Origin of the sequence: Mycobacterium sp. 1245111.1 (genome assembly GCF_001673405.1) — a bacterium.
Lineage (GTDB): Bacteria > Actinomycetota > Actinomycetes > Mycobacteriales > Mycobacteriaceae > Mycobacterium.
The window spans coordinates 252884-276047 of sequence record NZ_LZLV01000112.1; the positions used below are offsets into that span (position 1 = coordinate 252884).

Consider the following 23164-nt stretch of genomic DNA (forward strand, 5'->3'; position numbering starts at 1 on the left):
CGCGCGATACTGTCGCGGTGCTCCAGCGATCAATCGACGACGTCCTCGGTGGGAGCGCCGATGTCGAGTGGGCCGTGTCCATTCGAGATGCCGAGGGTCACGAATTGGCCTGCCGCAACGGCGATCGCGCGATGAACTCAGCGAGCGTCGGTAAGCTCCTGCTGCTCGTTGAGGCCGCACGACAATGCGCCGCCGGCGACCTCAGCGGTGCGACGCTACTGAGACGCAGGCCCGAGCTTGTCGTCGCGGATTCCGGACTCTGGCAACACATGCGTGTCGATGACCTGGCGATCGACGACCTGTGCGTCTTGATCGCCAGCGTCAGCGACAACATCGCGACCAATGTTCTCCTCGACCGGGTGGGTTTGCCGCACGTCGGCACGCTTGCCGAATCTCTCGGCCTAGTCCACACGGCGCTGCTCGACTACGTCCGGGACCCCCGAGGTGCGGAGCACCCGCCGACGTTGTCGGTGGGGTCCGCGTCGGAGTTGTCGCATCTGATGAGTCGGCTGTCGCGCCGCGAATTGGTATCGCCGGTGGTGTCGGAGCGGGTGAACGCTTGGCTCGCAACGGGAGTGGACCTCTCGATGGTGGCTTCTGCCTTCGGACTGGATCCGTTGTCACATGTGCCTTCTGATCGAAACGTCGTGATTCGCAACAAAACTGGTACCGATCCGGGCGTCAGGGCAGACGTCGGCACTGCTGGGCGAAATGCGACCTGCCTGTCCTATGCGGTGATCGCCAATTGGGAGCCCGCCGCCGACCACCTCCGAGACGAAGTGCTGTCGGGAATGAACGCCGTCGGCACGATACTGCGGACCGCACTCGAAGGTGAATAGGCGGTGAACCGCGCGCGAGTTAGGGCGTTGCTGGTGCGAATCCCCGCATATTCTGCAAACCAACGCCCGCCATAAACCCACGTCATTTCCCGAAGAAAGCGAACAAATGACCTCACGTCGCTGGCTCACCAAACTTTCCCTTTCCTTACTCGCCGGTGCGGCGTTGGCGTGTAGCGCCGGAATCGCGGCGGCGGCCACTCCCCAAGACGAGGCGTATCTGGCACAACTGCGCGCCGTCGGCCTGACGTGGCCGCCCTCCACCGAAGAGGCGTTAATCGGTGAGGCACACCTGATTTGCTATGACCTCACGTGGGGTTGGCAGCCGCAGACCATCGCCGATGACATTCACGACCACCTGAACAAGCGGGGCGTCACGTTGCTGGATGTCGGGACGATGGTGGACGCGGCACACAAGATCTATTGCCCCGGAAACGTTTGCGACGCCCCCACCCTCTGCACGTAGACGGGCTCACGTCAGGCGCAGCTGCACTCCGGCGTCGTTGAAGACGTCCTGAATGGCGTCGAACAGCGACGGCTTTCCGTGGAGGGATTCGGTCAGGTAGCGCTGAGATAGCGCGCTGTGCTGCCACTCGAATTCGTACGGCCGCTTGTCGGGCGTGCCGAACCCGCCACGAAGGCAATCGGCCAGTGCGTCCAGATTACGCCCGAAATATCCACCCCTGCCGTTGACGGCAGAGCCGATTTCGCGGTAGAAATCGCTGGGAGACTTGATCTTTCGGCCGTCGATCCGATAGATCACGGGGCTGCCTTCGGACGGGTTGCGGGTCATGGTTGACCCCCCGCGTCGGTGACAAGACAGAACGAGTCGTAATGATTCCCCGTGTAGAAATACTGCTCCGGGTGCGCCAAAGGTGTTCCGCCCGTGACGATGCGCCGCATGGAACGGTCGTGGGCGTGCGGTGTGACCACGGTGTACTCGTGGTAGTACCCGCGGCGTTGCTTGGGTAGATGGCCCTCGTGATTGGCGAATACCTCACCGTCGCTGCCCGGGAATGGGAACGGGCCGCCCGCCTGGATGCGCTTCACCGTGTCCATCGCCTCGCGCGGCAGCGTGGCCATCGGGCACGTCGACTGAGCGACTCCGCCGCCTGTCGCCGGTGCCGGCGCGGAGGGATGGGCATGCGTTACAGCCCACCCGCCGACGATGACGACCATCGCGCACAGCGCGATCAGCGCCAGCCTGCGTCGAGTCACCTGCCCTCCTGCTAGCCGGTCAGCGGAAGCGGACACCCAACGTGGCCATGCCGAAGATCTTCTTGCCGGCCGACTTTGCGGTCACGATGATGACACCGGAGCGGGTCTCGGGGTCCAAAGACTTGACCTTCCCACCGAATTCGATGTCGCAGCCCTCCTTGGCCGACACAATGGCGGGCGCCGACAGCCGCACCGCGTAGCGCGTGACGGCCCCCGGGTCGCCCGTCCAGGTCGAGGCATACCCGGCACCCAAACCCATGGTGAGCATTCCGTGCGCGATCACATCGGGCAGGCTGGCCAGCTTGGCGATGTCTTCGTCCCAGTGAATCGGGTTGGCGTCGCCGGCGACACCGGCGTAGTTGACCAAGTCGCCGCGAGTCAGGCGGGCATGATGCACCGGAAGCTCGTCCCCGACGTTCACGTCATCGAACGACGGAGTCCCGGGCGTGCGGGTCAGGCCCCCGTCCGCGATCCGGATCTCACCTTCCGGGCGCACCGTCTTGTGGTACTCGTCTTCGCCGATACCGAAGATGTCGACGTCGTGCATCATCGCGTTCTGCACGGCCGACTTGATCGCCGGATCGACATCCGCGGCAGTGATGCCGACGACGGTGGTGTGCAGCGTGTGCACCCGCTCGCCCGCCGCGTCGGTGAACGTGTTGGTCACGGTGATCAGGTCGCGGCCGGCCATCCTGCGCACCGAGGTCAGCTCGACGTCGACCGTCAACTCGTCGCCGGCCACGATCGGGCGGTGTTGCTCGAAGAGTTCCTCGGTCTGCATGTAGGTGTCGTAGCCAACCACGATCTGCTCGAACATGAGGCGATTGCAGGTCATGCCGGGCGTCGACGTGAAGGTCAGCGGCGCGATCAGGTCGGGGTAACCCAGTTTGGCGGCGGCGTCGACGTCCCAGTGGGCGGGGTGGTAGTCCTGCACCGCGCGGGCGTATTCGCGGAGCTTTTCGCGGCCGACCAGGTACGTGCCGTCCATGGTGTAGTGGTGGCCGATCCGCTCTTCGAGCGCCGACGATTCTGCTGCGGTCACCGAAAGACACTAGCGCGCGGCATGGGGTTAGCAGCTCTTGGCAGTATCGCCGCTGGAAACGGCAGCACCTGTGCGGCATCGTTCGCCACGTGGACACCCGCGGCGAGGCCGACGATTTCGTTGCGAGATTCGCTGAGTTCTGGTCCCGACCCTCACCCCAACGACTGCCCGGACTACTCCATCCCGACGTGGTGCTGGTGCAACCGCTGGCCGCACCGATGATCGGTATCGCGGCCGCACAAGCAGATTTCCGGCGCATCTGGAGCTGCCTGCCAGACCTACGCGCAGATGTCGACCGATGGGCCGGCGATTCCGCGGTGCTCTTCATCGAGTTCCGGCTGCACGCCCGTGTCGGAGCAGACGCGATCGAGTGGCCCGTCGTCAACCGAATCGTGCTTGACGACGGCTTGGCTATCGAGCGCGTCACGTATTTCGATCCCCTGGTGGTGTTGCCCAGACTGCTGCGCCACCCCTCGGTCTGGTGGCGATGGGTGCGGTCGCAGAGAATCAGGGCGTGATCAACCGCATCCAGTCGCTCCTGGGCGTGCAGTACCCCGTCGTTCAGGCCCCGATGACGTACATCGCCAGGGCCGAACTGGCCGCCGCCGTATCCGAGGGCGGCGGCCTGGGAATGATCGAGACGCTGACCCCCGATGGGCGCGCTGACCTGCGCAGGGTGCGCGAACTCACCGACCGGCCGGTCGCCGCCAATTTGATGATCCAGGGCTGGAAGCGTGACCCGTCCATCGTCGACGAGTTGGTCGCCGCCGAGGTCCGCCACGTCTTCACCTCCGCCGGTGACCCGGCGTTGTTCACCGAGCGGCTTCACGACGCCGGCATGACCGTCGTCCACGTCATCGGTTCGCTGAAGGGCGCGATGAAGGCCCGCGACGCGGGCGTGGACGCGCTGGTCGTCGAGGGCGTGGAGGGCGGCGGGTTCAAGTCGGCACTGGGCGCGTCGACGTTGGTCCTGCTGCCACTCGTCGCCGACCGTGTCGACCTGCCGATCATCGCCGCCGGCGGCATCTGCGACGCCCGGTCGGCGGCGGCAGCCGTGGTGCTCGGCGCCGAGGGGGTCCAGATGGGCACCAGGATGCTCGCCAGCCACGAGGCCGCCGTGCACGCCAACTTCAAGAACGAGATCATCGCGGCCGGTGATGACGGCACCGTGATGCTCGATCTCCCCGGTAATCCGACGATGCGGGTGCTGCGCACCGGCCTGGCCGCCCGCGTCGCCGCCGCCGAGCCCGGGGTCCAGCTGCTCGGCCGGATCACCGACCTGTACTTCGACGGCGATATGGAAGCCAGCGTCGCCAACACCGGTCAGGTGTCCTCACGGATCACCGAGCTGCAGCCGGCCTCGAAGATCGTCGAGCAGACCTGGACGGAGATCGAAAAAGCGTTGAGCGACAGCCGATCTCGAATAGGTCAGTGAGCGGCGAACCAATCGAGCAGCAGGTCGGCCAGCTTGTGAGGCTCTTCCTCCGGTATCCAGTGCGATACCCCGGGCATGATCTCGAACCGGTATTCCCCGGTCACATAGCGGCCGGTGTTGTGAGCCGCCTTGGGCATCAGCGCGATGTCTTGGTCGCTCCACACGTATAGCGTTGGCACAGCGACTTTTTGGGTGATCGCACGCGGATTCGACAGCGGCATGGCGCGATACCAGTTGATCGCCGCGGTCAGGGCCCCGGGTTCGAGCATGGCCCGGGCGTCACGCTCGGCCACGGCAGGTGTCTGCCCGGCCTGCCGCAGCGCTTTCGCCATGAAGCTGCCATTGCGGCGCAGCATCGTCCACTCCGGCAAGCGCGGCAGCTGGAACAGGTACATGTAGTACGACGCCAGACCCTGCCGACTGTTCAGGAATGACCTGAGGAAGGCCGCGGGGTGTGGCACCGATATCGGCGACACGGTCTTGAGCCGTTCGGGCATTTCCGCGGCGGCAGCCCAGGCGACCGCGGCGCCCCAGTCGTGTCCGACCAGGTGCACCTGTTGCGCGCCGCTGGCGTCGATCAGTGCGCGGAGGTCGCCGACGAGTTCGGGGATGCGGTAGTCGCGACGACGCGGTGGACGGGCACCCGGCGAGTAGCCGCGCTGGTTGGGGGCGAGGCAGCGATAGCCCTGCGCGGTGAGCCGGTCGACGACGGCGTCCCAACTGTCGTTGTGTTGTGGGAAGCCGTGCAACAGCACCACGACCGATCCGTCGGCGGGCCCGGCATCACGCACGTCAAAGGTCAGGCCGTTGTGGGTGTAGTGGTCCATTGGTCAAGCATGTCCCATCGACCTCACGGCGCGACGTTCAACTCCGCTTTCCCCATCGGGCCGGTCGCGTTGCCGGGCGCAACCGCGCGCGGAGAAGTTGCACGCCGGGGCCGTCGAGTTCGTCGACGTACAGTGCTCGACCGGCCATGCTCATGACCAGGGCGAGCGTCGATCCGGTGACCAGGGCGCCGCTGCCGGCCACGAACGGTCCGTCGTCCGCGCGCAGCTGCAGGTCAGCGACGCGGCTGCTGCTGGGCACGGCGAAGTTGCGGCGGGCGAAGAATTCAGCGACTGGGGTCAGGGCGTCGACGCTGGGTGTGCGCATCAGTCCCAGGGGCTGGCGGATGTCTTGGGCATGCACGGCGATCTCACCGAGATAGGCCGGGATATGACCGGATGGAGTTGTGGTGCTGTCGATGATCGCGCGAAACCGATCGAGCGTCTCGGCCGGGTCGCTGCCACGATGTTCGGCAAGTCGTCTCTGGTTGTGCACGTCGGGACGGAAGCGCGCAGCGAGCATGCTGCGCAACCACTTCCATTGGTTCAGGCTCGCCGCGGCGGTCAGGTGCGCCACCATGTCCTCAACGGTCCACTCCTGGCAGAGCGTGCGCTGTTCCCATTGTTCCCCGGTGAGGTCGGCGAGATCGTCGGCCAGCGCCGCACGTTCCGAGTGCGCCAACGGCCAGAGGTGGTCGTACCGCGGTTTCGCCATGTCGATCTCTCCGTCAGAGGGATGCCGTCACTCGACATAGACCCGCAGTGGGCGCAGACCTCATCGTGTGCTCCAGCGAATCTTGGGTGGCACTACTCGCGCACACAACGGTTGCCCTTTCGCATCGGTCAGCCCGAGTCTGCCGATCAGCGTCCCGGATGCTGTTGCCGCGGTCAGGATGTCAGCCGGCACCTCGGCGAGCATCAACTTTGCTCGCCGGAACATGGTGAAGCCGCCGCCGTCGTCGACGTTGCCCCAACTGAGGTAGATGAACCGGTCGCCCGGGCGGCCCTGAATCTGAGGTCCGCGGATGTCGGTGCCGTTCAGCGAACAATCGAGCGTCCACGTCGCCGACGTCGCATCCGCTGCTCGACGGCCCAGCAGCTCGGTCCGAGGGCTCGTGGATTGCACACCCACGTGGACGTTGGGGTATCCGGGAAAGTTGTCGCTCGGGCCGCAGGCGCGGCCCGGTAGGTCAGTTCCCACGATGCGGATCTGCATCTGCCGATTGTCGCGCAACCGCTGACAGTGCTACGTCTGCCGATCCGCCGGGACCGAATGCCGCGGCTGGTACAGCAGCGCACGCACCAGCGGGCGCGGCCCGACCGAGCGAAGCATCTGGCTGGCCGGGCGGACCCGCACCCGCTTCGGCCACCAGAACCAGCGTCCCATCAACGTCATGATCGAAGGCGTGATCAGCGTACGAACGACGAACGTGTCGAACATCAGACCGATACCGATCGTGGACCCGAACTGACCGATCGCCCGCAGATCGCTGGAGAGCATCGCGGCCATCGTCACGGCGAACACCACGCCGGCCGCGGACACCACCGGACCCGTCACGCCGACGCCCCGGATTAGTCCCGTATTCAGGCCGGCACCGATCTCTTCCTCGATTCGCGACACCAACATCAGGTTGTAGTCGGACCCCACCGCCAAGAGCACGATCAACGCGAATTCCGTTGCCACCCAGTGCAACTGGAAGTGGCCCAGGTGCTGCCAGATCAGCGTCGAGAATCCGAACGCCGCGCCTAGCGACAGCACGATCGTGCCGACGATGACTCCCGCTGCGACGAGAGCGCGGGTGACGATCACCATGATGATGAAGATCAGCACGATCGACGCCACCGCGGCGATCAGCAGGTCGTACCAGGCGCCAGTGGCGATGTCGTTGAATGTCGCGGCGGTGCCGCCGAGGTAGATGTCGGCGTTCTCCAGCGAGGTGAGCTTCAGCGCCTCCTTGGCCGCGTTGCGCTCTTGCTCGACGGACTTGATGCCTTCCGCGGTCGCCGGATCCACAGCGTGGGTGATGATGAAGCGAGCGGCCTTTCCGTCCGGCGACACCATCAGGCTCAACCCGAACTGGAAATCGGAGTTCTGGAAGATCTCGGGCGGCAGGTAGAACAGGCTTTCCACCCGAGCATCGTTGAACGACTTGCCCATTACGGCATTGGTGTCGGTCAGCCGGTCGAACTGATCGATCAGGCTGTCGAACGAGCTGTAGATGGTCAGCGTGGTATCGCGGATCGCTTTGGAGACGGCGATGTTCTCGGGAATGATCGCCAGCAGCTCGCGCGTGGCCGCAGCCGCGTGGGTGAGGTCGCCGGTGAGGGCGTGGAACTTCTCGGCGAGCTGATCGAATCCGTCCAGGGAGTCGAACAGGCTTCGCAGCGAGAAGCAGATCGGGATGTCGTAGCAGTGCTTCTCCCAGTACAGGTAACTGCGAATCGGTCTCCAGAAATCATCGAAATTAGCGATGTTGTCGCGAATTTGATCCGTGATGGCGGCCGTCTCGGCGGTGGTTTTCGCGCTGTCGTCCGTCGCGTTTGCGAGCTTCTGGGTAATCACGTACTGCTTCTCCAGCAGGGCGATCTGGGTGTCGAGGAAACCGGTGATCTTCTTGATGTCGCCGACCCGGTCCTTCAAGTAGTTCAGGTTGCTGCGGATCGGCGCGCTCTGCACGCTGAGCTGAAACGGAATGGATCCGTCTTCGATCGGCGGCCCGAGTGGCCTGGTGATGCTCTGCACCCGTTCGATACCGGGCACGTGGAACATGGCCCCGGCAACCTTGTCCAGAACCAGCATGTCCCGGGGATTGCGCAGGTCGTGGTCCGATTCGATCATCAGCAGGTCCGGGTTCAGGCGGGCCTGGGTGAAGTGTTGATCGGCCGCGTCGTACGCCTGTACCGATGCCGCGCTGTGCGGCAGGTAGTAGAGGTCGTTGTAGCGCGGGGTGAATCCCGCCAGGCCAAGGGCGCCGACGATCGCCATGATGACCGAAGTCGCGAGGATGGGCGCCGGCCACCGCACGATGGCCGTCGCCAGACGACGCCACCGCGTGTAGTTGAACTTGCGCTTGGGCTCGAAAAGACCGAAGCCGCTGGCGAATACGATGAGAGCGGGCGTCAACGTAACCCCGGCGGCCACCACAACCAGCAGACCTACCGCGCACGGGAACGCCAGCGAACTGAAGTAAGGCAGCCGGGTGAACTTCAAGCAGGCCAGCGCCCCAACAATGGTCAGACCGGAGCCCAGCACCACCTTGCTGACACCGGCGAAGGTGTCGTAGTAGGCGGCTTCACGGTCCAAGCCCCGTTCACGGCCCTCCTGGTAGCGGCCGACCATGAATATCGCGTAATCGGTACCCGCCGCAATTGCCAGTGAGGTCAGCAGGTTCACGGCGAAGGTCGACAACCCCATGATGCCGAGTTCGCCCAGCAGCGAAACCACGCCGCGGCCGGCCGCGAGTCCCACGAAGAGGATCACCATGGTCAGCAACACGGTGCCGATGGACCGGTAAACGAACATCAGCATGATCGCGATGATGACGACCGTGATGATCGTGATCTTGGCCAGGCTCTTGTCACCGACAACGATCACGTCGGCGGTCAGGGCGCCCTGGCCGGCGACGTAGGCCTTCACCCCGGCCGGTGGCTTGGAGTCCGCGACGATTTTGCGAACGGCAGCAACGGATGCGTCGCCGACCGCCCCACCCTGATCACCCTTCAGGTTGACCTGAACGTAGGCGGCCTTGTGGTCGTAGCTTTCGACCCCCGAGGACGTGAACCGCTGCCCCCAGAAGTTCAGCGCATGCTCGACGTGTTCGTGGTCGTTCTGGATTTTCTTGACCAGTTCGTCGTAGAACTGGTGTGCGTCGGGGCCGAGCGGTTTGTCGCCGACCAGAGTCACCAGGACGAGGTTGTCGGAGTCGTACTCCTTGAATTTCGCGCCGATGTGCTTCATGCCCGTCACCGACGGCGCATCGGTTGGCGACAGCGGCACCGAGATTTCCTCGGCCACTTTCTCCAACTGCGGAACGAAAACGTTCACGCCGACCGCAAACAGCACCCAGCCCACGACGATCGGCAGCGCCAGGACGCGAATGGTGCGGGCTATCCGTGGTCTGCGCTCGAGTTCATGCTGCGCGACGACGGGGATTTTGTCGGTGTCGCTCGTGCCGTCCGTCACGCGGACTTGTCCAAGCAGGAAACTTGCGCGTCCCGGGTGTTGACCTGTTGTTGGTCAACCAGTTTGCCGTCGACGGTGATCCGGCAACCGATGGTCGGGCTGTCACCCTGGGCGATGACGTAGGCGAAGATGCCGGGCATCGCGGCGGTGATCGTCTTCGACCATGGCAGCGTGGTGAAGCTGGCTTTCTGCGGTATCGACTCCGCGTCCATCCAGTTGACGACGCCGGTCGTCCCGGGCGGTCCCAGGATTTCGTAGATGGCCGTCTTCGTGGCGTACGGCGGGGTCGCATCCCGTGGGTCGGGCTTGGGCAGGCCGGGTCCCGGGAAGACGCCGTTAAGTCGCATAACCGCCACTCCGCCGATGATCAAAGCCACGACCACCACCAGCGGTATCCATGCCCGCCTGAGAATCGTCAACGCCGTGTCCCCCGCTCAGGAATGCTCGATGGGCTGATATTAAGACAAATCGCCGTGCGTGCCACCGCTAGCCGAACGCCACGGCTTCCGAGTTCATTCCTGCGGTGCACGGTCGCGTCGGAGCCGCGGCGCTTGGCGACGTCCGGGGGGCGATACGCACAGCCAGCTGTCTACCACATGGAAATTCCATGCACCACAAGCTATTTCGCTGCGGTAAGCCGCGGCTCTTTCGAGGTTGGCGTTCTTGTCGGTCAATTCCAGCGGAATGACCGGACACCACCAAGTTAGTTTTGGAAGGTAATTAGTTTGACCGGCGCGAGGCAAATCATTGGAATCGCACGCGACGTCTCTTGCAAAACGCCGATTTTCGCGTGAAACCAGGACCGATTTACAGCCACGGCGCGTACCCTGACCTGCATGGCTCTCAAGACTTGCGTACATTGCGGCCATACATTTGATCCGCACGATCGCTGGCGCGACCTGTCCAATCCAGAATGGGACTCGGCCGCATCGAACTATTGCTCGCACGAATGCTGCGACCAATACCATCGTGATATCAGCCATAGCTGCTCTGCCCATGCGAAAGAGAAGGCTCGGCGCGAAGCCGCCAAAGCGTCGCGGTAACTAGCCGGCGGCATGCGCCAATTCGGCTGTGGCCGAACGTAGTTGCTCAGCAGACGTAAGGGGTTGTGGAAAGCCGACGCGCGTGTAGGCGACTCCGCGTCGGGTGTGCACACGCAAGTCGAGGCCGTAGCGGTCGATTCCAGTGCACACCGCCTGGTCGGCGTCGGGATACCCCCCGAATGCCCGGGTCATCGACGCCAGTGCATCGGCGTGATCCACGTTGAGATGTGCGATCGCCCGGGCGGCGGCCGGCGACACCGGATCCGGTTCAGCGGCCAGATAATCCGCTCCGCTGGCCGAGTCCATCCGGCCGTATCCGCCGACCCAGCGCACCCGGTCGACGCGCAACACCCACAGGGTGAAGTCGCTGTACTCGATGTAGAACCGCGCCGCGGGCACCGCTTCCATATATGCGGCGCGCGCCGCATCCCGATCGGCACCGTGGGGTGCTGCGACGACGCCGGCCAAGGTGATCCGACCCGTCGCCAGCGGATCGGAGTCACCGCTTGCCGCCACGATCGACAGGCTGGCCCGTGGATCGTGGGCCAGGTTGCGACCGTGCTCGGCAAGATTCGATACGCACAGCACGGGCGCGCCGTCCACCAGCCCGTATGCCACCAGCGACGCCCACGGGTCGCCGTCGACTGTCAGCGTGGCCAGCGTTGCGGCGTTGCCGGCGGCCGCGATGGTCCGGGCCTGCTCGGCTGCCGACGGCTGGGTGGAAATCGTCACCGGCTGCAGCGGTGGTGGCACCGATGGTGCGTCGCCGACATCGCCGTGATCGCGGTTCGCCACGAAGCTGAGGCTACTGCGCTAGGGGTGTCTCCGGAATAACCCCGGCCGGCGCCGCGGTTGCACGCTCCGGTTGTTTCCATCGGCAGTGAGAGGACGCGCAGATGCGGTTCGGGGTGTTCACGTTTTTCAATGACACGGGTATCGGACCGGTTGACCTGGCTGTCGCGCTCGAGTCGCGTGGATTCGGATCGCTGTTCGTCGCGGAGCATTCCCACATACCGGTCGACACGACGACCCCGTACCCGATGGGTGGTCCGATCCCGCCGCAGTACTACCGAACGCTCGATCCCTTCGTGTCGCTCACGGCCGCGGCGGTTGCGACCGAGTCACTGCTGGTGGGCACCGGCATCGCATTGGTGACCCAACGCGACCCGATCCAGTTGGCGAAAGAGGTGGCCTCCCTGGATCTGGTGTCGCACGGGCGCTTTCTGTTCGGCGTAGGGGTGGGGTGGTTGCGTGAAGAGATCGCCAACCACGGTGTCGATCCACGGGTCCGCGGTCGCGTGATGGACGAACGGCTGCGCGCGATGGTCGAAATCTGGACCAAGGACGAAGCCCAATTCCACGGCAAGTATGTCGACTTCGACCCGATCTACAGTTGGCCCAAGCCGCTGACGCAACCCCACACGCCCGTATTCGTCGGGGGCGGTCCGGCGAACTTCACCCGCATCGCCGACCTCGGCGCCGGCTGGCTATCGCTAAGCCCCTCTGCCGACGCACTCGCCGGCGACCTGGCCAAACTGCGCGAAGTCGCCGGACCCGACGTACCCGTGATCGCCTCCCACATCGGGAAGGTGACAGCGGATGTGCTTGCGGGCTACCGCGATCTCGGGATCGAGCACGTCACCGTCGAGCTTCCGACCCTTCCTCACGACGAGTCGCTGCGCCACCTCGACGCCCTGCACGCGGAATACGCCAAGCTCAGCTAGTTTTCAACGGTCAGTACGCGCTGAGTCGCTCCTCCACCTGAAGTGCCCGCAGGGCGCGGGCCGCGGTCTGGTAGCCGTTCACGACGCCTTCCAGCCTCGCGGTGGAGCCGTCGAAGCAGGCCCAGTCGAAGACGGCTTGGCAGACGTGGTCAGCCAGACTGCGCAGGATGCCGTCGCGGGGCGGCTTGTCGATAACCCTGATCGCGGCCGCGCACAGCGCGCCCTTGTCGACATCGTCGCACCGCAACGCTTGGTGAGCGAGCGACATGAGATTACGGGTGTGGTCACCCTCGAAGTCCATAAAACTCCTTGCCCATCATCGATTCTCGGCCCCTGTGCCGTCAGGTGTTGCGCCGATCAACCGAGTGGTAAACCTAGCCGAGCAACTGGCACGTGCCGGCCACATTCAGGTCACAGAGCGAAATCGGAAGTCGCGATGGCGCCCCGGCTTACCGCCCGGTCTCCTGCAACCTGGTGACGAGTTGGAATGGCACCGCGACAAACAGGGTGCCGCCGATGAGATTGCCGACTGTGGTGATCGTGATGTTGGTGAGCAGCCCGTGGGCGCCCAGCCCCCAGGTCAGCGCCGTATGCGGGGCGTCGCGGTGAAACGCCGAGAGTAACAACGGAAGTCCGAGGAACCCGATGTTCGCGATGACGTGCTGGGTGGCGCCGATCACGAACGCGAACGGCCCGTAGAACGCGAATCCCATTCGGGCGACGTCGGTTCGGGCTTTGAAGAACAGGCACATCGATGTCTGCAGGAACCACGTGCAGACCACGGCAAGCAAGATGGCGGTGAGCGTCGGCTGCGACGTCTTGGCGGTCGCCACGACAGCGGCGCGTTGCGCGAAGGCGCCCAGATAGGGACCGCCGGCCGCGGCGCAGACAGCCACGAAAGTCAATGCACCAATGAAGTTTCCGAGCAAACCGATGGCAAGTAGACGCAGGTAACCGACCAGCGTCATGCGGCGTTGCAGCAGAGCTATCGCACCCGCCGCCATGTCGGCGGTGATCAGTGACATACCTGAAACCAGAATCAACGCGAATGACATCCCGAACGCCAACCCCATCAACAGGCTCGCGATACCCGGAGACGAAACTCCCGTGCTGACCACCAGTGACAGCAAGACTCCGAACGACACCATGGCGCCGCCGACCAGTGAGCGAACCAGGAAACTCACCGGATGTGCCGCCTTTTCGACGGCGATCTCGGCGACGCGCGTGGTCATCTCGCCGACTGTGAACAGCTCGAACGGATCACGGATTGCTGCTGCGGTCGACGGCTCGGCCACCGGCTCGGTGCCGTTCACGAGAAGTACTGGTGCGGACATTGTTGTCTCCCAATCAGGATCATCGGCCGGTGCGTAATTCCCAGCGGAGCTGGGCTTCGGACGGGGATTGCACTGGTATGAATGCTGCCTCGCGAAATCGGCGGCTGGCGCCGGTGCGGCGTGCATAGCCCTTGCCACCGGCAGTGCGAATTTCCAGGGCGGCGGCCGCGCTGACAAGGTCGGCGGCGGCCAGCCTCAACGTCAGCAGTTCGCGTTTCGCGGGTGCTGCGATACTCCCGACCGCTGCGGCGGCGGATCCCACCCGGACGTCGATGCCAGCCAATTCACTTGTCAATGAATCGAATTCCGAGGCGAATGCGGAGTTGACGCCGCCCAGGCTGGGCTCGACCTCGTCAAGGCACCTCCGCGCCAGCCCGACGCACATCGCCGACTGCAGCACCAGAAACGTCGGACGGACGAGGTTCAAGAAGGACTCGGTATGGCGGCTGAGGATCTGCTCGTCTCCGACGAAGACGTGGTCGAGCGTGACTGACGACGAGGCGGTGCTGCCCAGCGCGAGCAGCTCGAAGTGGCTACCGATCGTGACGGCGTCGGCCGCGAGCGGCAGCCCGACGACGATCTTTTCACCGGTCTCGGTTTGGGCGACCGTCACGATCGTCGAGTCGGGATAAAGGTTGCTGGCCCAACGTAGTACGCCGGTGAGTCGATAGCCGCCGTCGCTGCGCGTCGCCGCCAGATCGATGGACCCGCATCCTGCGGCGTCCTTGAATGCCGAGGCCATACCCGTAACTCCCAGCGCTGCACGGCCGGTCAGGGTGGACGCCACATCGAGCGACCACGGGGTTGACGCCGCGGTCAGGTACTCGAGCGTCATCCGGTGCGCCCACACCGAAAACGCAGTCGACAAGCAAAGACCCGCTATCTCGGCGATCACCGATGCCATGGCCGGCAGCCGGTGGTCGTGGTTGCCGGGAGCGCCGAATCCAAGGAGCCCGCTTTGTGCAAGCAGCCGGACATTCTCTCGGGTGTCGCCTTCACCCTGGTCAAGCGCCGTTGCGCTGGCGGCGATGTGGTGCACGACGTCAGGCGGGAGCAGCGCGGCTCGCGATGTGCTGAACGCGCCGAGTTCGGTGGTCATCTCGGTCCTCGAGCCGGGCTATTCGACGGTCAGGGTGGAGTCGACGGACGCCGGGCGTCGCAACGTATTCACCACGGGGGACCAGTGAATGGCGTTGTCGTGGATTTCCTGCAGGGTGCCGGAGTCGGCGTCGCCGGCGAGCAGCACTCGACAGCGGATAGCGGTGAACCCGGGAACCTTGTCGTCGGGAGTGTCGCCGACGCCCCAGACCGCCGAGATGTCGATGTCGCCCTCCATGCTCACCTCGATCCTGGTCAGCGCGACACCCCGGTGGGTGGCATTGGCCAGCAGGCCGACCGCGATGCACGAACCCAGTGCTGCCAGAACGGTTTCCGAGGGATTGGGCGCCGCGTCGTCGCCCAGCAGTGCGGGTGGTTCGCCGACCAGCATGGGGGCCAGGTCACGAACGTAGGTGAGGTTACGAAAGTTGGATCCGCACACCGTCTTTGCCTTGAGTGTTTTCCTGCCGGTAGCCGGGGCGGCTTTGGCGTTACACGAAAGCCGGTCCAACCCGGCTGCGTCGATCGTCAGGGCTTGCCCAGAGAAGGTAGTCACATTGAAATCGTGGCCTAGACAGACCACTCTGTCTATTGATCGAATCGCGCTGATTGCAACGCCGGAGCGTCAGGCGTGCGAGGGGAGGGCTCCGGCGATGGCGTCGTCGGCAAGAGCGCGCCCGACGCGAATCGGGTCGACGGACCGTTCGACCTTCGACGCAACCAGCGCGCCGTCGTACAGCAATTGGATGTGCCGCGCGAGTGCCGCCGGGCGCCGCACGCCCGCCGCCTTGATGTGACTGCTCAACGTCGACCGAACCCACTGACGGTGGTGGTCGATGGGCTCGAAACTCACGCCCGGGAACTCGGACGCGACGCTGGCGTAGAGACAGCCGGGGAAGTCGTGCCGCCGACCCTTGCTGAGAGCCAGGTCGAAGAAGGTCAATGCCCGCGCGACGGGATCGGCGACCCCTTCGATCGCTTGCGCGAACCGGGTCCGGTCGGCGACGTCCAATTCCGTCAGGTAGGCGATGACCAAGGCGTCCTTGGAGCCAAAAGTGCTGTAAAGGCTTGCCTTGGCGCAGTCGGCCTCGCGCAGGATGCGATCGATGCCGACGGCGCGGATCCCGTACTTGGCGAAAAGCTCCGTCGCAGCAGCGAGCAGGCGATCGGCCGGCCGTCCCGATCTTGTCCGGTCGACAACAGCAGTGGCCGTTGTGTTGTCCGGGGTCTGCATGGGAGCCAAGCTAGCACGGCTAGACAGAGTGGTCTGTTCGCCTACTCGGCGGCAATAATTTTCGTGATCTGCTCGGCGACCGCTGCCCGTATCTCGGTGTCATCGAGGTCCTGCAGCCCGAACGCGACCCGCAGCGTCGGACCCATCAGGCCCCAGCCGATCTGCAGAGCCATCCCATGGGCGGCCAACAATCGCGCCGTTCGGTCATCGCTGTGCCCGGCTTGGACCTGTTCCAAAAAAGCCTCCATCCCGGGGAAGCGTTGTTGGAGTTCCTCCACCGGGAAACCGTCGAGAGTCGAGCGCACCATGACGCGCGCCTGGAACTCGTAGACGGCCTCGATCTCCGCGCGCGGCGCACCCGACTTGCGCAGGGCCGCCGCGGAGTCCGCGAGATGTTGCAGAGTCGCCGCCAGCAGTTGGCGTTTGCTACCAAAGTGGCGGTGCAACAGACCGTGATTGACGCCGGCCCGGGTCGCGACCTCCCGAATGGATGTGGCGGCCGGGCCCTTCTCGGCGAACAACTCACTGGCCGCTTGCAGCACTGCCGCGCTGACCTCGTCTTTGCCGATTGGCTTCGCTGTGGTCGTAACCGTTGCGTCCGCTGTAGCCATCTGTGTACATTAGCGGACAACGGGCAGTGTATACAGCCGACTACATATGAACATGTCAAGGGAGTGGTCGTGAGCAGTGAGCTTCGCGTGGTGAAACTGGGCGAGAACATCGGGGCGCGTATCGACGGCGTGCGACTCGGTGAGCTCGACGCAGAGACTGCGGCGGCGATCAACACCGCGCTGATCACGCACAAGGTGGTGTTCTTCCGCGGGCAGACGCACCTCGACGACGACTCGCACTACGCATTCGCCGAGAGCCTCGGGCGTCCGACGACACCCCACCCGACGCTGAAATTCGAGGGAAGCCGGGTGATGCGACTGGAGTCCATCAACGGTAATGGGGCCAACCAATGGCACACCGATGTCACTTTCGTCGACCGCCCGCCGAAGGCCTCGATCCTGCGCGCGGTGGAGTTGCCGGCCTACGGCGGCACCACGACGTGGGCGTCAACTGTCTCGGCGTATCAGCAGCTGCCTCAGCCACTGCAACAACTCGCGGACGGCCTGTGGGCCATGCACAACAACGCGTTCGACTACGCCCAGATCGATCCCGCGAAGCTCGCCGCCCTAGAGGCGAGCCCTGAAGCAATCCTGAAGTACACCAGCGAGTTTCACTCGACCCACTACGAGACACACCACCCGGTGGTGCGCGTGCATCCCGAGACCGGCGAGCGCTCACTGCTGCTGGGCAACTTCGTCAAGGCCATCCTCGGAGTGAACGGTGCCGAATCGCAGGCGTTGTTCCGGATCTTCCAGGATCGAATCACACGGTTGGAGAACACGATTCGGTGGAACTGGGAGCTCGGAGACGTCGCGATGTGGGACAACCGCTCAACACAGCATTACGCCGTCTCCGATTACGGCACCCAACGCCGCGCCATGCATCGCATCACGCTCGCGGGTGATATCCCGGTGAGCGTCAACGGCGAACGCAGCCGGGCGGTCTCCGGTGACGCCAGCGACTACTCGATCGTGGACACCCCCAAGCCGCTGGTCGCCTAGCCGCCTGCCACCCTCTGCTACTGTCGGGCCGGGAAGCTAAATAAACTCGGCTAGAGCCAGGGGTGCTGATGGGACTGCTCGAGGACAAGACCGCCGTCGTCACCGGCGCGAACTCCGGCATCGGGTTGGCCACCGCCGAGCGGTTCATCGCCGAAGGCGCCGAGCGGGTCTTCATCACCGGCCGACGACAGCCGGAACTCCGTTCCGCCGCAGAGCAATTGGGGCCCCGAGCGGTGCCTGTGGCGGGCGACGTCGGAGCGCCGGAGGATCTCGAGCGCCTTTACGCAGAGGTCGCCGCGGGCGGCAAGGGTCTCGACGTCGTCGTCGCCAACGCCGGATCGACCCGGGTCGCGCGGCTGGGTGAAATCAGCGACGACGACCTCGACACCCTGCTGACGACCAACGTCAAGGGCGTGGTCTACACCGTCCAGAAATCGCTTCCGCTACTCAACGACGGCGCCTCGGTCATCCTGATCGGATCCACCACCGCCGACCGAGGCCGGCCGGGCCTGAGCATCTACGCCGCATCCAAAGCCGCCGTGCGATCACTGGCGCGAACCTGGGCCAACGAGCTGGCCGACCGCGGCATCCGGGTCAATGTCCTGGTCGCCGGGTCGACCGCGACACCGGGCAGCGACAATCTGGCCGCCCAGACCAACCCCAACGCCTCGATCGAAGAGTTTCGCGCTGCCCGCATCTCGACCATCCCGTTGGGCCGATTCGCCGAGCCAGTCGAGATCGCCAACGCCGCAGTCTTTTTGGCCAGCGATCTGTCCAGCTTCACCACCGGGTCGACCGTTCACGCCGACGGCGGATTCAACCAGGTTTAACAGCCCTGGCCCGAAGGAAACGAGACTGATAGTCTCGTTTTCCACAGGCTGTCTCGAAACGCATCGGGCGGAGGGCTTTCGTTTGGTCGAGGCTTTGGTCGACCCACATCCCGACGGCGCCTTCGCGCTGGCCGGCCTGTCGACGCGAGCCCGGAACTGGCTGCTCACCGTCGCCTGCCTCGGCGTGCTGCTGGTGATCTCCTCGATGGTGGCCCTGAACACCGCGCTGCCCGATATCGCGATCGCCACCTCCGCCACTCAGACCCAACTCACCTGGATCGTCGACAGCTACACCTTGGTGCTGGCGTGCCTGCTCCTGCCCGCCGGCGCACTCGGTGACCGCTACGGTCGGCGCGGCGCGATGTTGGTCGGCCTTGCGATATTCGGCGGCGCATCGCTGGTGCCTGCGGTGCTGTCCAACCCGACGATCGTGGTCGTGTCCCGCGCGGTCGCCGGCGCCGGGGCGGCGCTGATCATGCCTGCGACACTGTCGTTGATCACCGCCGCACATCCAAAAGATCAGCGCAACAAGGCAGTTGGCATCTGGGCTGGCGTCGCCGGGTCGGGCGCGGTCGTCGGCATGCTCGGGACGGGTGGCCTGCTGCACTTCTGGTCGTGGCATGCCATTTTCTGGGCCTTCTCCGGCGCAGGCTTCGGCTTCTTCCTGCTGACGCTGACGATCGCCGACTCGCGGGACCCTGAAGCGAAGCCACTGGACTGGCGGGGCGCTCTAGTGATCGGCAGTTCGGTGGCGGCGCTCGTCTTCGGCATCCTCGAAGCGCCGGCCCGCGGGTGGACTCATCCGCTGGTCCTGTCCAGCATCGGTACCGGCCTGGTGCTAGGTCTGGCATTCGGGTTCGTCGAAATCCGGCAGCGCTACCCGCTCTTGGATGTGCGCTTGTTTGCGGTTCCCGCGTTCGCGACCGGCGCGGCCACGATCACGGTGTTTTTCTTGTCGATGTTCGGTTACCTGTTCCTGCTGATGCAGTACATGCAGCTGATCCTCGGCTACAGCCCCAACAAAACCGCGTTCGCGCTGAGCCCGATCCTAGGCCCGATGCTGGTGCTGTCCGTGCTCTCGTTCTGGTACCTGCCCCGGTTGGGTTTGCGAGCGGTCGTGTTCAGCGGGCTGTTGCTGATCGCGCTCGGGTCGACGTGCATGCTCGGCATCGAAGTGGGATCTCCATACTGGCGGGCCGCTTGGCCGATGCTGGTCATGAGCGTAGGCATCGGATTGTGCACCGCGCCGACGACGTCGGTGATCATGACCACCGCGCCCGACGACAAACAGGGTGTGGCGTCGGCCGTCAACGATGCCAGTCGAGAAATCGGTGCCGCGCTCGGCATCGCGTTGGCCGGCTCGATGTTGGCCGCTCAGTATCCGAAAGCGTTGGTTCCCAAGCTGTCCGGATTTTCCCCGCCGGTGCAGGAAGGCGCCTCGTCATCGCTTAGTCAGGCCCTGGAAATCGCCAAACGAATGGGACCCCTGGGTGTTCGGCTGGCCGACGCCAGCCGGGCGGCGTTCATCGACGCCATGCACTCGTCGCTGCTGGTGCTGGCCATCGTGATCGCGGTCAGCGCCGTGCTGATCGGGCTGTGGGCGCCGGGCCGCGACGACCAGCAGCTGCGACCGGTACGCCTGCTGCTGGCGCGGCGGCGGTCTAAGTAGCGGGGCGGTCGCGACGCGGTCCGTAGCAAACCCCTTGTCGGACTGGCGGTTGCAATCAGGCTGATTTACACGGCTGCGTCTAACGGGAGTGATGGCTACGCTCGCGAAATCCAGTCGCCGATGGCCGGCAACTATCACGATCTCCGGTTACCGGTATGGAGGCGCAATGACCGAACGCACCCCGCGATGGCGCGGAGCCTTGTCCTCAGTGCCGCGGCTCAACGTCGTCGGTGTTGCTGCGATCGTCGTCGCGGCGGGCTTGATCGCGGCTCACAACCTGCGGCACGACACGTCGCCGAACCAGATCCTCAACGTCTCCTACGACCCGACTCGCGAACTGTACGCGGCGATCGACAAGAACTTCGTCGACGAATACCGCAAGACGACCGGCGTGACCGTGGAAGTCAAGCAGTCGCACGGGGGTTCGGGCCGACAGACCTCGGATGTGATCGCCGGAAAGCAGAAAGCCGACGTCGTGTCGCTCGCGCTGCCGAGCGACGTCGAGGCATTACGCAAACGTGGTCTGGTAGCGGCCGATTGGCAGCAGCGTCTGCCCAATCATGCGGTTCCGTACACATCGACAATCGTGTTCGTCGTCCACAAGGCCAATCCGAAAGGCATCCACGACTGGCCCGACCTCATCAAAGACGACGTCGAGATCGTGAATCCCGATCCGCGGACGTCTGGCAACGGCAAGCTGAGTGTGTTGGCCGCCTGGGGATCGGTCACCACCCGCGGCGGAAGTGAGGCCCAGGCAACAGATTTCGTACGATCGCTGCTGAGCCACGTCGTGGCCGCCGATCCCGGCGCCCGCAGCGCCGCCACCACGTACTCGGTCGAGAAGGTTGGCGACGTCCACCTGACGTGGGAGAACGAAGCGTTGCGGGAGGTTGCGGAAAACCAGAACGAATTCGAAATCGTCTATCCGCCAATCAGTATCCGCGCCGAGCCAGCGGTTGCCTGGGTCGACGCGAATCTCGGCAACAAGAAAGTCGCGTCGTTCGCGAAGGCGTATCTGGATTACCTCTACACCGATGCCGCCCAGGAGACCGCGGCCCAGTACGGCTACCGCCCGATCAAGCCGGAGATCCTCGCCAAGCACAAAGACCGGCTGCCACCTATCGAGCTGTTCCCGATCTCCGCGGTGGCGAAGAACTGGAATGACGCGCGCGAGAAGTTCTTCGGCAACAACGGAATCTACGACGTGGTCTCTTCCGCTCCGGCCCGCTCCGCGTCCGCACACTCCCGGCGAAAGACGAAGACCTCATGAGCATCGTGGGCACCCTGAAGAAGCTGAACTACGACGGCGGCAAGGCGCGTCGCGATCTGGTCGCGGGACTCACGGTGGCGGCGGTGTCGCTGCCACAGGGCATCACCTACGCGCTGGTCGCCGGTGTCGACCCGAAGTTCGGCGTCTACTCGTCGATCGTGGTGACCTTCGTCGCGTCGGTGTTCGGGTCATCGTCGCATCTGGTCAACGGCCCGACCAGCGCAATATCGCTGCTGGTGTTCAGTTCGTTGGCGTTCATCGACCCGGAGAACCGGACCGTCCTGTTCGAGGCGTTGTTCTTGCTCGGCGTTCTGGTCGGGGTGTTCCAGATCCTGATCGCGGTGTTGAAACTCGGCGATCTGACCCGCTACATCTCCGAATCGGTGATCCTCGGGTTCCTGTTGGCCGCAGCGATACTCATCGCGATCGGCCAGCTCGGCAATGCGCTGGGGGTCAAGGATCAGGGCAACGGGCGGCAGTCGGTGCTGAAACGCACCTATCTGACGTTGTTCCACGGCGAAGCGCTCAACTATCGCGCGCTGATCATCAGCACCGCGACCATCGCGCTGGCCATCGTGCTGCGGAGGCTGGTGAAACGCTACGGCCTGCCCCAACTCGACTTGTTGGCGACGCTGATCGTCGCGGCCCTGATCGCCTATGTGGCCGGCTGGTCGACCGAGGATCACGCGGGCCGGACCGCGGTCACCTTGACCGCGAAGATCCCGCAGAGCCTGCCGTTGCCGCATATCCCGACCGTGCAGCTCGGCGAGCTGGGGCAGTTGTCCGAAGGCGCGCTGGCCATCGCGTTTATCGGCCTGCTCGAAGCGCTTTCGATCGCAAAGGCCATCGCCTACCAGAGCGGCCAGAAGATCGATTACAACCGGCAGATCATCGCGGAGGGCCTGGCGAATCTGACCGGCGGCTTTTTCCAGGCGGTCCCGGGGTCCGGCTCGGTGACCCGCTCGCCGATCAACTACCAGGCCGGCGCCGCGACCCGATTCTCCGGCATCATCGCCTCGATCGGCGTCGCCGGCATCGTGCTGCTGTTCGCGCCGCTGTTGCACTACATGCCCCGCGCCGCGCTCGCCGGGCTGTTGCTGATCACCGCCGCTCGACTGATCGACATCAAGAGGCTCGGTTATGCCATCAGGGCGTCGCGCTACGACGCGGGACTGGTTCTCCTGACGGCTTTCACCGGTGTGCTGGTCGACTTGGACACCGCGGTTCTGCTCGGTGTCGCTCTGTCGATCCTGTTGTTCGTTCCGCGGGCGGCGAAGCTCAAGGCCCGGGAATTGGTGGTGGCGCCGGAACGGGTCGTCCGGGAGCGGGTGCCCGGCGAGCCGACCGATCCGTCGATCCTCATCTACGACTTCGAGGGCGAGTTGTTCTTCGGTGCCGCACCGGAATTGGAGCGCTACCTAGAGGAGCTGGGGGAGCGGGTGAAGCGCGACGACATCAAATATCTCGTGCTGCGGGTCAAGCGGGTGCGCAACCCCGACGCGGTGGTGATCGAGCGGATCGAGAAGTTCGTTCGCGAGGAAAGCGACCGTGGGGTCACCGTGCTGCTGGCGGGTGTGCAAGCCGATCTGTGGACGCTGCTGACCAACGTCGGCTTCGACAAGTGGTTCCCGCCCGAACGGGTCTTCCCCGAGGAGGAAGAGGAATTCTCCGCGACGCTGAAGGCCGTTCGCTACGCCCATGCGCTGCGCGGCTTCGACGAGGCCGAGCAGCCGGTTCCTGCGGTTGCGGTGGCCGGCAACGGGGACGCCAAGCACTACTACTATCTGGTCTGAGCCGCGCCCGCGTCAGAA

At 64.7% G+C, this 23164-nt stretch carries 25 protein-coding genes; 10 read left to right on the plus strand and 15 right to left on the minus strand.

Annotation, left to right across the window (positions count from 1 at the left end; translation table 11 throughout):
* Positions 1-17: 17 nt before the first annotated feature.
* Positions 18-839 carry a serine hydrolase gene (locus A5658_RS17715; protein WP_067337902.1) on the plus strand — a complete coding sequence of 274 codons (822 nt, stop codon included), beginning with the start codon at positions 18-20 and terminating at the stop codon, positions 837-839.
* 106 nt (positions 840-945) lie between these two features.
* Entirely contained in the window at positions 946-1302 is a 357-nt protein-coding gene (locus tag A5658_RS17720) for a DUF732 domain-containing protein (RefSeq protein WP_067337905.1), read from the plus strand.
* A gap of 6 nt (positions 1303-1308) precedes the next feature.
* Here A5658_RS17720 and A5658_RS17725 read toward each other — a convergent pair whose 3' ends face one another.
* Genes A5658_RS17725 through A5658_RS17735 form a run of 3 tightly spaced genes read right to left on the minus strand, consistent with a single transcriptional unit; the run spans position 1309 to position 3096 of the window.
* Positions 1309-1629: a barstar family protein gene (locus tag A5658_RS17725; RefSeq protein ID WP_067337907.1), complete on the minus strand. Its 321-nt coding sequence runs from the start codon at positions 1627-1629 to the stop codon at positions 1309-1311.
* Positions 1626-2054 (minus strand): ribonuclease domain-containing protein, encoded by a 429-nt coding sequence (locus A5658_RS17730; RefSeq protein ID WP_231997355.1) that lies wholly within the window; start codon positions 2052-2054, stop codon positions 1626-1628. Before A5658_RS17730 ends, A5658_RS17725 begins: the two co-directional genes overlap by 4 nt.
* Before the next feature lie 19 nt (positions 2055-2073).
* Positions 2074-3096: a fused (3R)-hydroxyacyl-ACP dehydratase subunits HadA/HadB gene (locus A5658_RS17735; protein WP_067337910.1), complete on the minus strand. Its 1023-nt coding sequence runs from the start codon at positions 3094-3096 to the stop codon at positions 2074-2076.
* 89 nt (positions 3097-3185) lie between these two features.
* Between A5658_RS17735 and A5658_RS17740 the strand changes: the two genes are divergently transcribed.
* Both A5658_RS17740 and A5658_RS17745 read left to right on the plus strand, forming a co-directional pair.
* Entirely contained in the window at positions 3186-3614 is a 429-nt protein-coding gene (locus A5658_RS17740) for a nuclear transport factor 2 family protein (protein ID WP_067337913.1), read from the plus strand.
* Complete coding sequence (locus A5658_RS17745; RefSeq protein ID WP_082993272.1) at positions 3611-4531, plus strand: nitronate monooxygenase family protein; 921 nt, start codon at positions 3611-3613, stop codon at positions 4529-4531. The genes A5658_RS17740 and A5658_RS17745 overlap by 4 nt, the downstream gene beginning before the upstream one ends.
* On the opposite strand, the gene A5658_RS17750 is transcribed toward A5658_RS17745, so the two are convergent.
* The 6 genes from A5658_RS17750 to A5658_RS17775 all read right to left on the minus strand — a co-directional run bounded on the left by A5658_RS17750 (position 4525) and on the right by A5658_RS17775 (position 11376).
* Positions 4525-5358: an alpha/beta fold hydrolase gene (locus tag A5658_RS17750; protein ID WP_067337918.1), complete on the minus strand. Its 834-nt coding sequence runs from the start codon at positions 5356-5358 to the stop codon at positions 4525-4527. The genes A5658_RS17745 and A5658_RS17750 overlap by 7 nt on opposite strands.
* A 37-nt stretch (positions 5359-5395) precedes the next feature.
* Complete coding sequence (locus A5658_RS17755) at positions 5396-6070, minus strand: maleylpyruvate isomerase family mycothiol-dependent enzyme (protein ID WP_067337920.1); 675 nt, start codon at positions 6068-6070, stop codon at positions 5396-5398.
* 60 nt (positions 6071-6130) lie between these two features.
* The gene (locus A5658_RS17760; protein WP_067338519.1) at positions 6131-6571 is read right to left on the minus strand and encodes a DUF5990 family protein; all 441 of its coding nucleotides are present in this window, start codon (positions 6569-6571) and stop codon (positions 6131-6133) included.
* A 30-nt stretch (positions 6572-6601) separates the two neighbouring features.
* Positions 6602-9538, minus strand: coding sequence for an RND family transporter (locus tag A5658_RS17765; protein ID WP_067337923.1), 2937 nt, complete (start codon positions 9536-9538; stop codon positions 6602-6604).
* The gene (locus A5658_RS17770) at positions 9535-9957 is read right to left on the minus strand and encodes an MmpS family transport accessory protein (RefSeq protein WP_082993252.1); all 423 of its coding nucleotides are present in this window, start codon (positions 9955-9957) and stop codon (positions 9535-9537) included. Before A5658_RS17770 ends, A5658_RS17765 begins: the two co-directional genes overlap by 4 nt.
* A gap of 624 nt (positions 9958-10581) precedes the next feature.
* The gene (locus A5658_RS17775) at positions 10582-11376 is read right to left on the minus strand and encodes a HugZ family protein (protein WP_067337925.1); all 795 of its coding nucleotides are present in this window, start codon (positions 11374-11376) and stop codon (positions 10582-10584) included.
* 101 nt (positions 11377-11477) lie between these two features.
* Here A5658_RS17775 and A5658_RS17780 point away from each other — a divergent pair, with 101 nt between their 5' ends.
* Complete coding sequence (locus tag A5658_RS17780; RefSeq protein ID WP_067337928.1) at positions 11478-12305, plus strand: LLM class F420-dependent oxidoreductase; 828 nt, start codon at positions 11478-11480, stop codon at positions 12303-12305.
* A gap of 10 nt (positions 12306-12315) precedes the next feature.
* Here A5658_RS17780 and A5658_RS17785 read toward each other — a convergent pair whose 3' ends face one another.
* The 6 genes from A5658_RS17785 to A5658_RS17810 form a co-directional block, all read right to left on the minus strand.
* Positions 12316-12606, minus strand: coding sequence for a hypothetical protein (locus A5658_RS17785; protein ID WP_067337931.1), 291 nt, complete (start codon positions 12604-12606; stop codon positions 12316-12318).
* Between the two features lie 148 nt (positions 12607-12754).
* Positions 12755-13639, minus strand: a complete 885-nt coding sequence (locus A5658_RS17790) for a formate/nitrite transporter family protein (RefSeq protein ID WP_067337934.1) — start codon at positions 13637-13639, stop codon at positions 12755-12757.
* A gap of 19 nt (positions 13640-13658) precedes the next feature.
* A complete protein-coding gene (locus A5658_RS17795) occupies positions 13659-14738 on the minus strand; it encodes an acyl-CoA dehydrogenase family protein (protein ID WP_067337937.1) in 1080 nt (359 codons plus the stop codon).
* A gap of 18 nt (positions 14739-14756) precedes the next feature.
* Entirely contained in the window at positions 14757-15293 is a 537-nt protein-coding gene (locus tag A5658_RS17800) for an OsmC family protein (RefSeq protein WP_067338525.1), read from the minus strand.
* A 69-nt stretch (positions 15294-15362) separates the two neighbouring features.
* Positions 15363-15971, minus strand: coding sequence for a TetR/AcrR family transcriptional regulator (locus tag A5658_RS17805; RefSeq protein ID WP_067337940.1), 609 nt, complete (start codon positions 15969-15971; stop codon positions 15363-15365).
* A gap of 41 nt (positions 15972-16012) precedes the next feature.
* Positions 16013-16582, minus strand: coding sequence for a TetR/AcrR family transcriptional regulator (locus tag A5658_RS17810; protein WP_067337943.1), 570 nt, complete (start codon positions 16580-16582; stop codon positions 16013-16015).
* Positions 16583-16651: 69 nt separating this feature from the next.
* Here A5658_RS17810 and A5658_RS17815 point away from each other — a divergent pair, with 69 nt between their 5' ends.
* The 5 genes from A5658_RS17815 (at position 16652) to A5658_RS17835 (ending at position 23146) form a co-directional block, all read left to right on the plus strand.
* Positions 16652-17584, plus strand: coding sequence for a TauD/TfdA family dioxygenase (locus A5658_RS17815; protein WP_067338528.1), 933 nt, complete (start codon positions 16652-16654; stop codon positions 17582-17584).
* A 68-nt stretch (positions 17585-17652) separates the two neighbouring features.
* The gene (locus A5658_RS17820) at positions 17653-18414 is read left to right on the plus strand and encodes an SDR family NAD(P)-dependent oxidoreductase (RefSeq protein WP_067338531.1); all 762 of its coding nucleotides are present in this window, start codon (positions 17653-17655) and stop codon (positions 18412-18414) included.
* Positions 18415-18496: 82 nt separating this feature from the next.
* Positions 18497-20083: an MFS transporter gene (locus tag A5658_RS17825; protein ID WP_067337946.1), complete on the plus strand. Its 1587-nt coding sequence runs from the start codon at positions 18497-18499 to the stop codon at positions 20081-20083.
* 166 nt (positions 20084-20249) lie between these two features.
* Positions 20250-21353, plus strand: a complete 1104-nt coding sequence (locus tag A5658_RS17830; protein ID WP_067337949.1) for a sulfate ABC transporter substrate-binding protein — start codon at positions 20250-20252, stop codon at positions 21351-21353.
* Entirely contained in the window at positions 21350-23146 is a 1797-nt protein-coding gene (locus A5658_RS17835; RefSeq protein ID WP_067337952.1) for a SulP family inorganic anion transporter, read from the plus strand. The genes A5658_RS17830 and A5658_RS17835 overlap by 4 nt, the downstream gene beginning before the upstream one ends.
* The last annotated feature ends 18 nt before the right edge of the window (positions 23147-23164 follow it).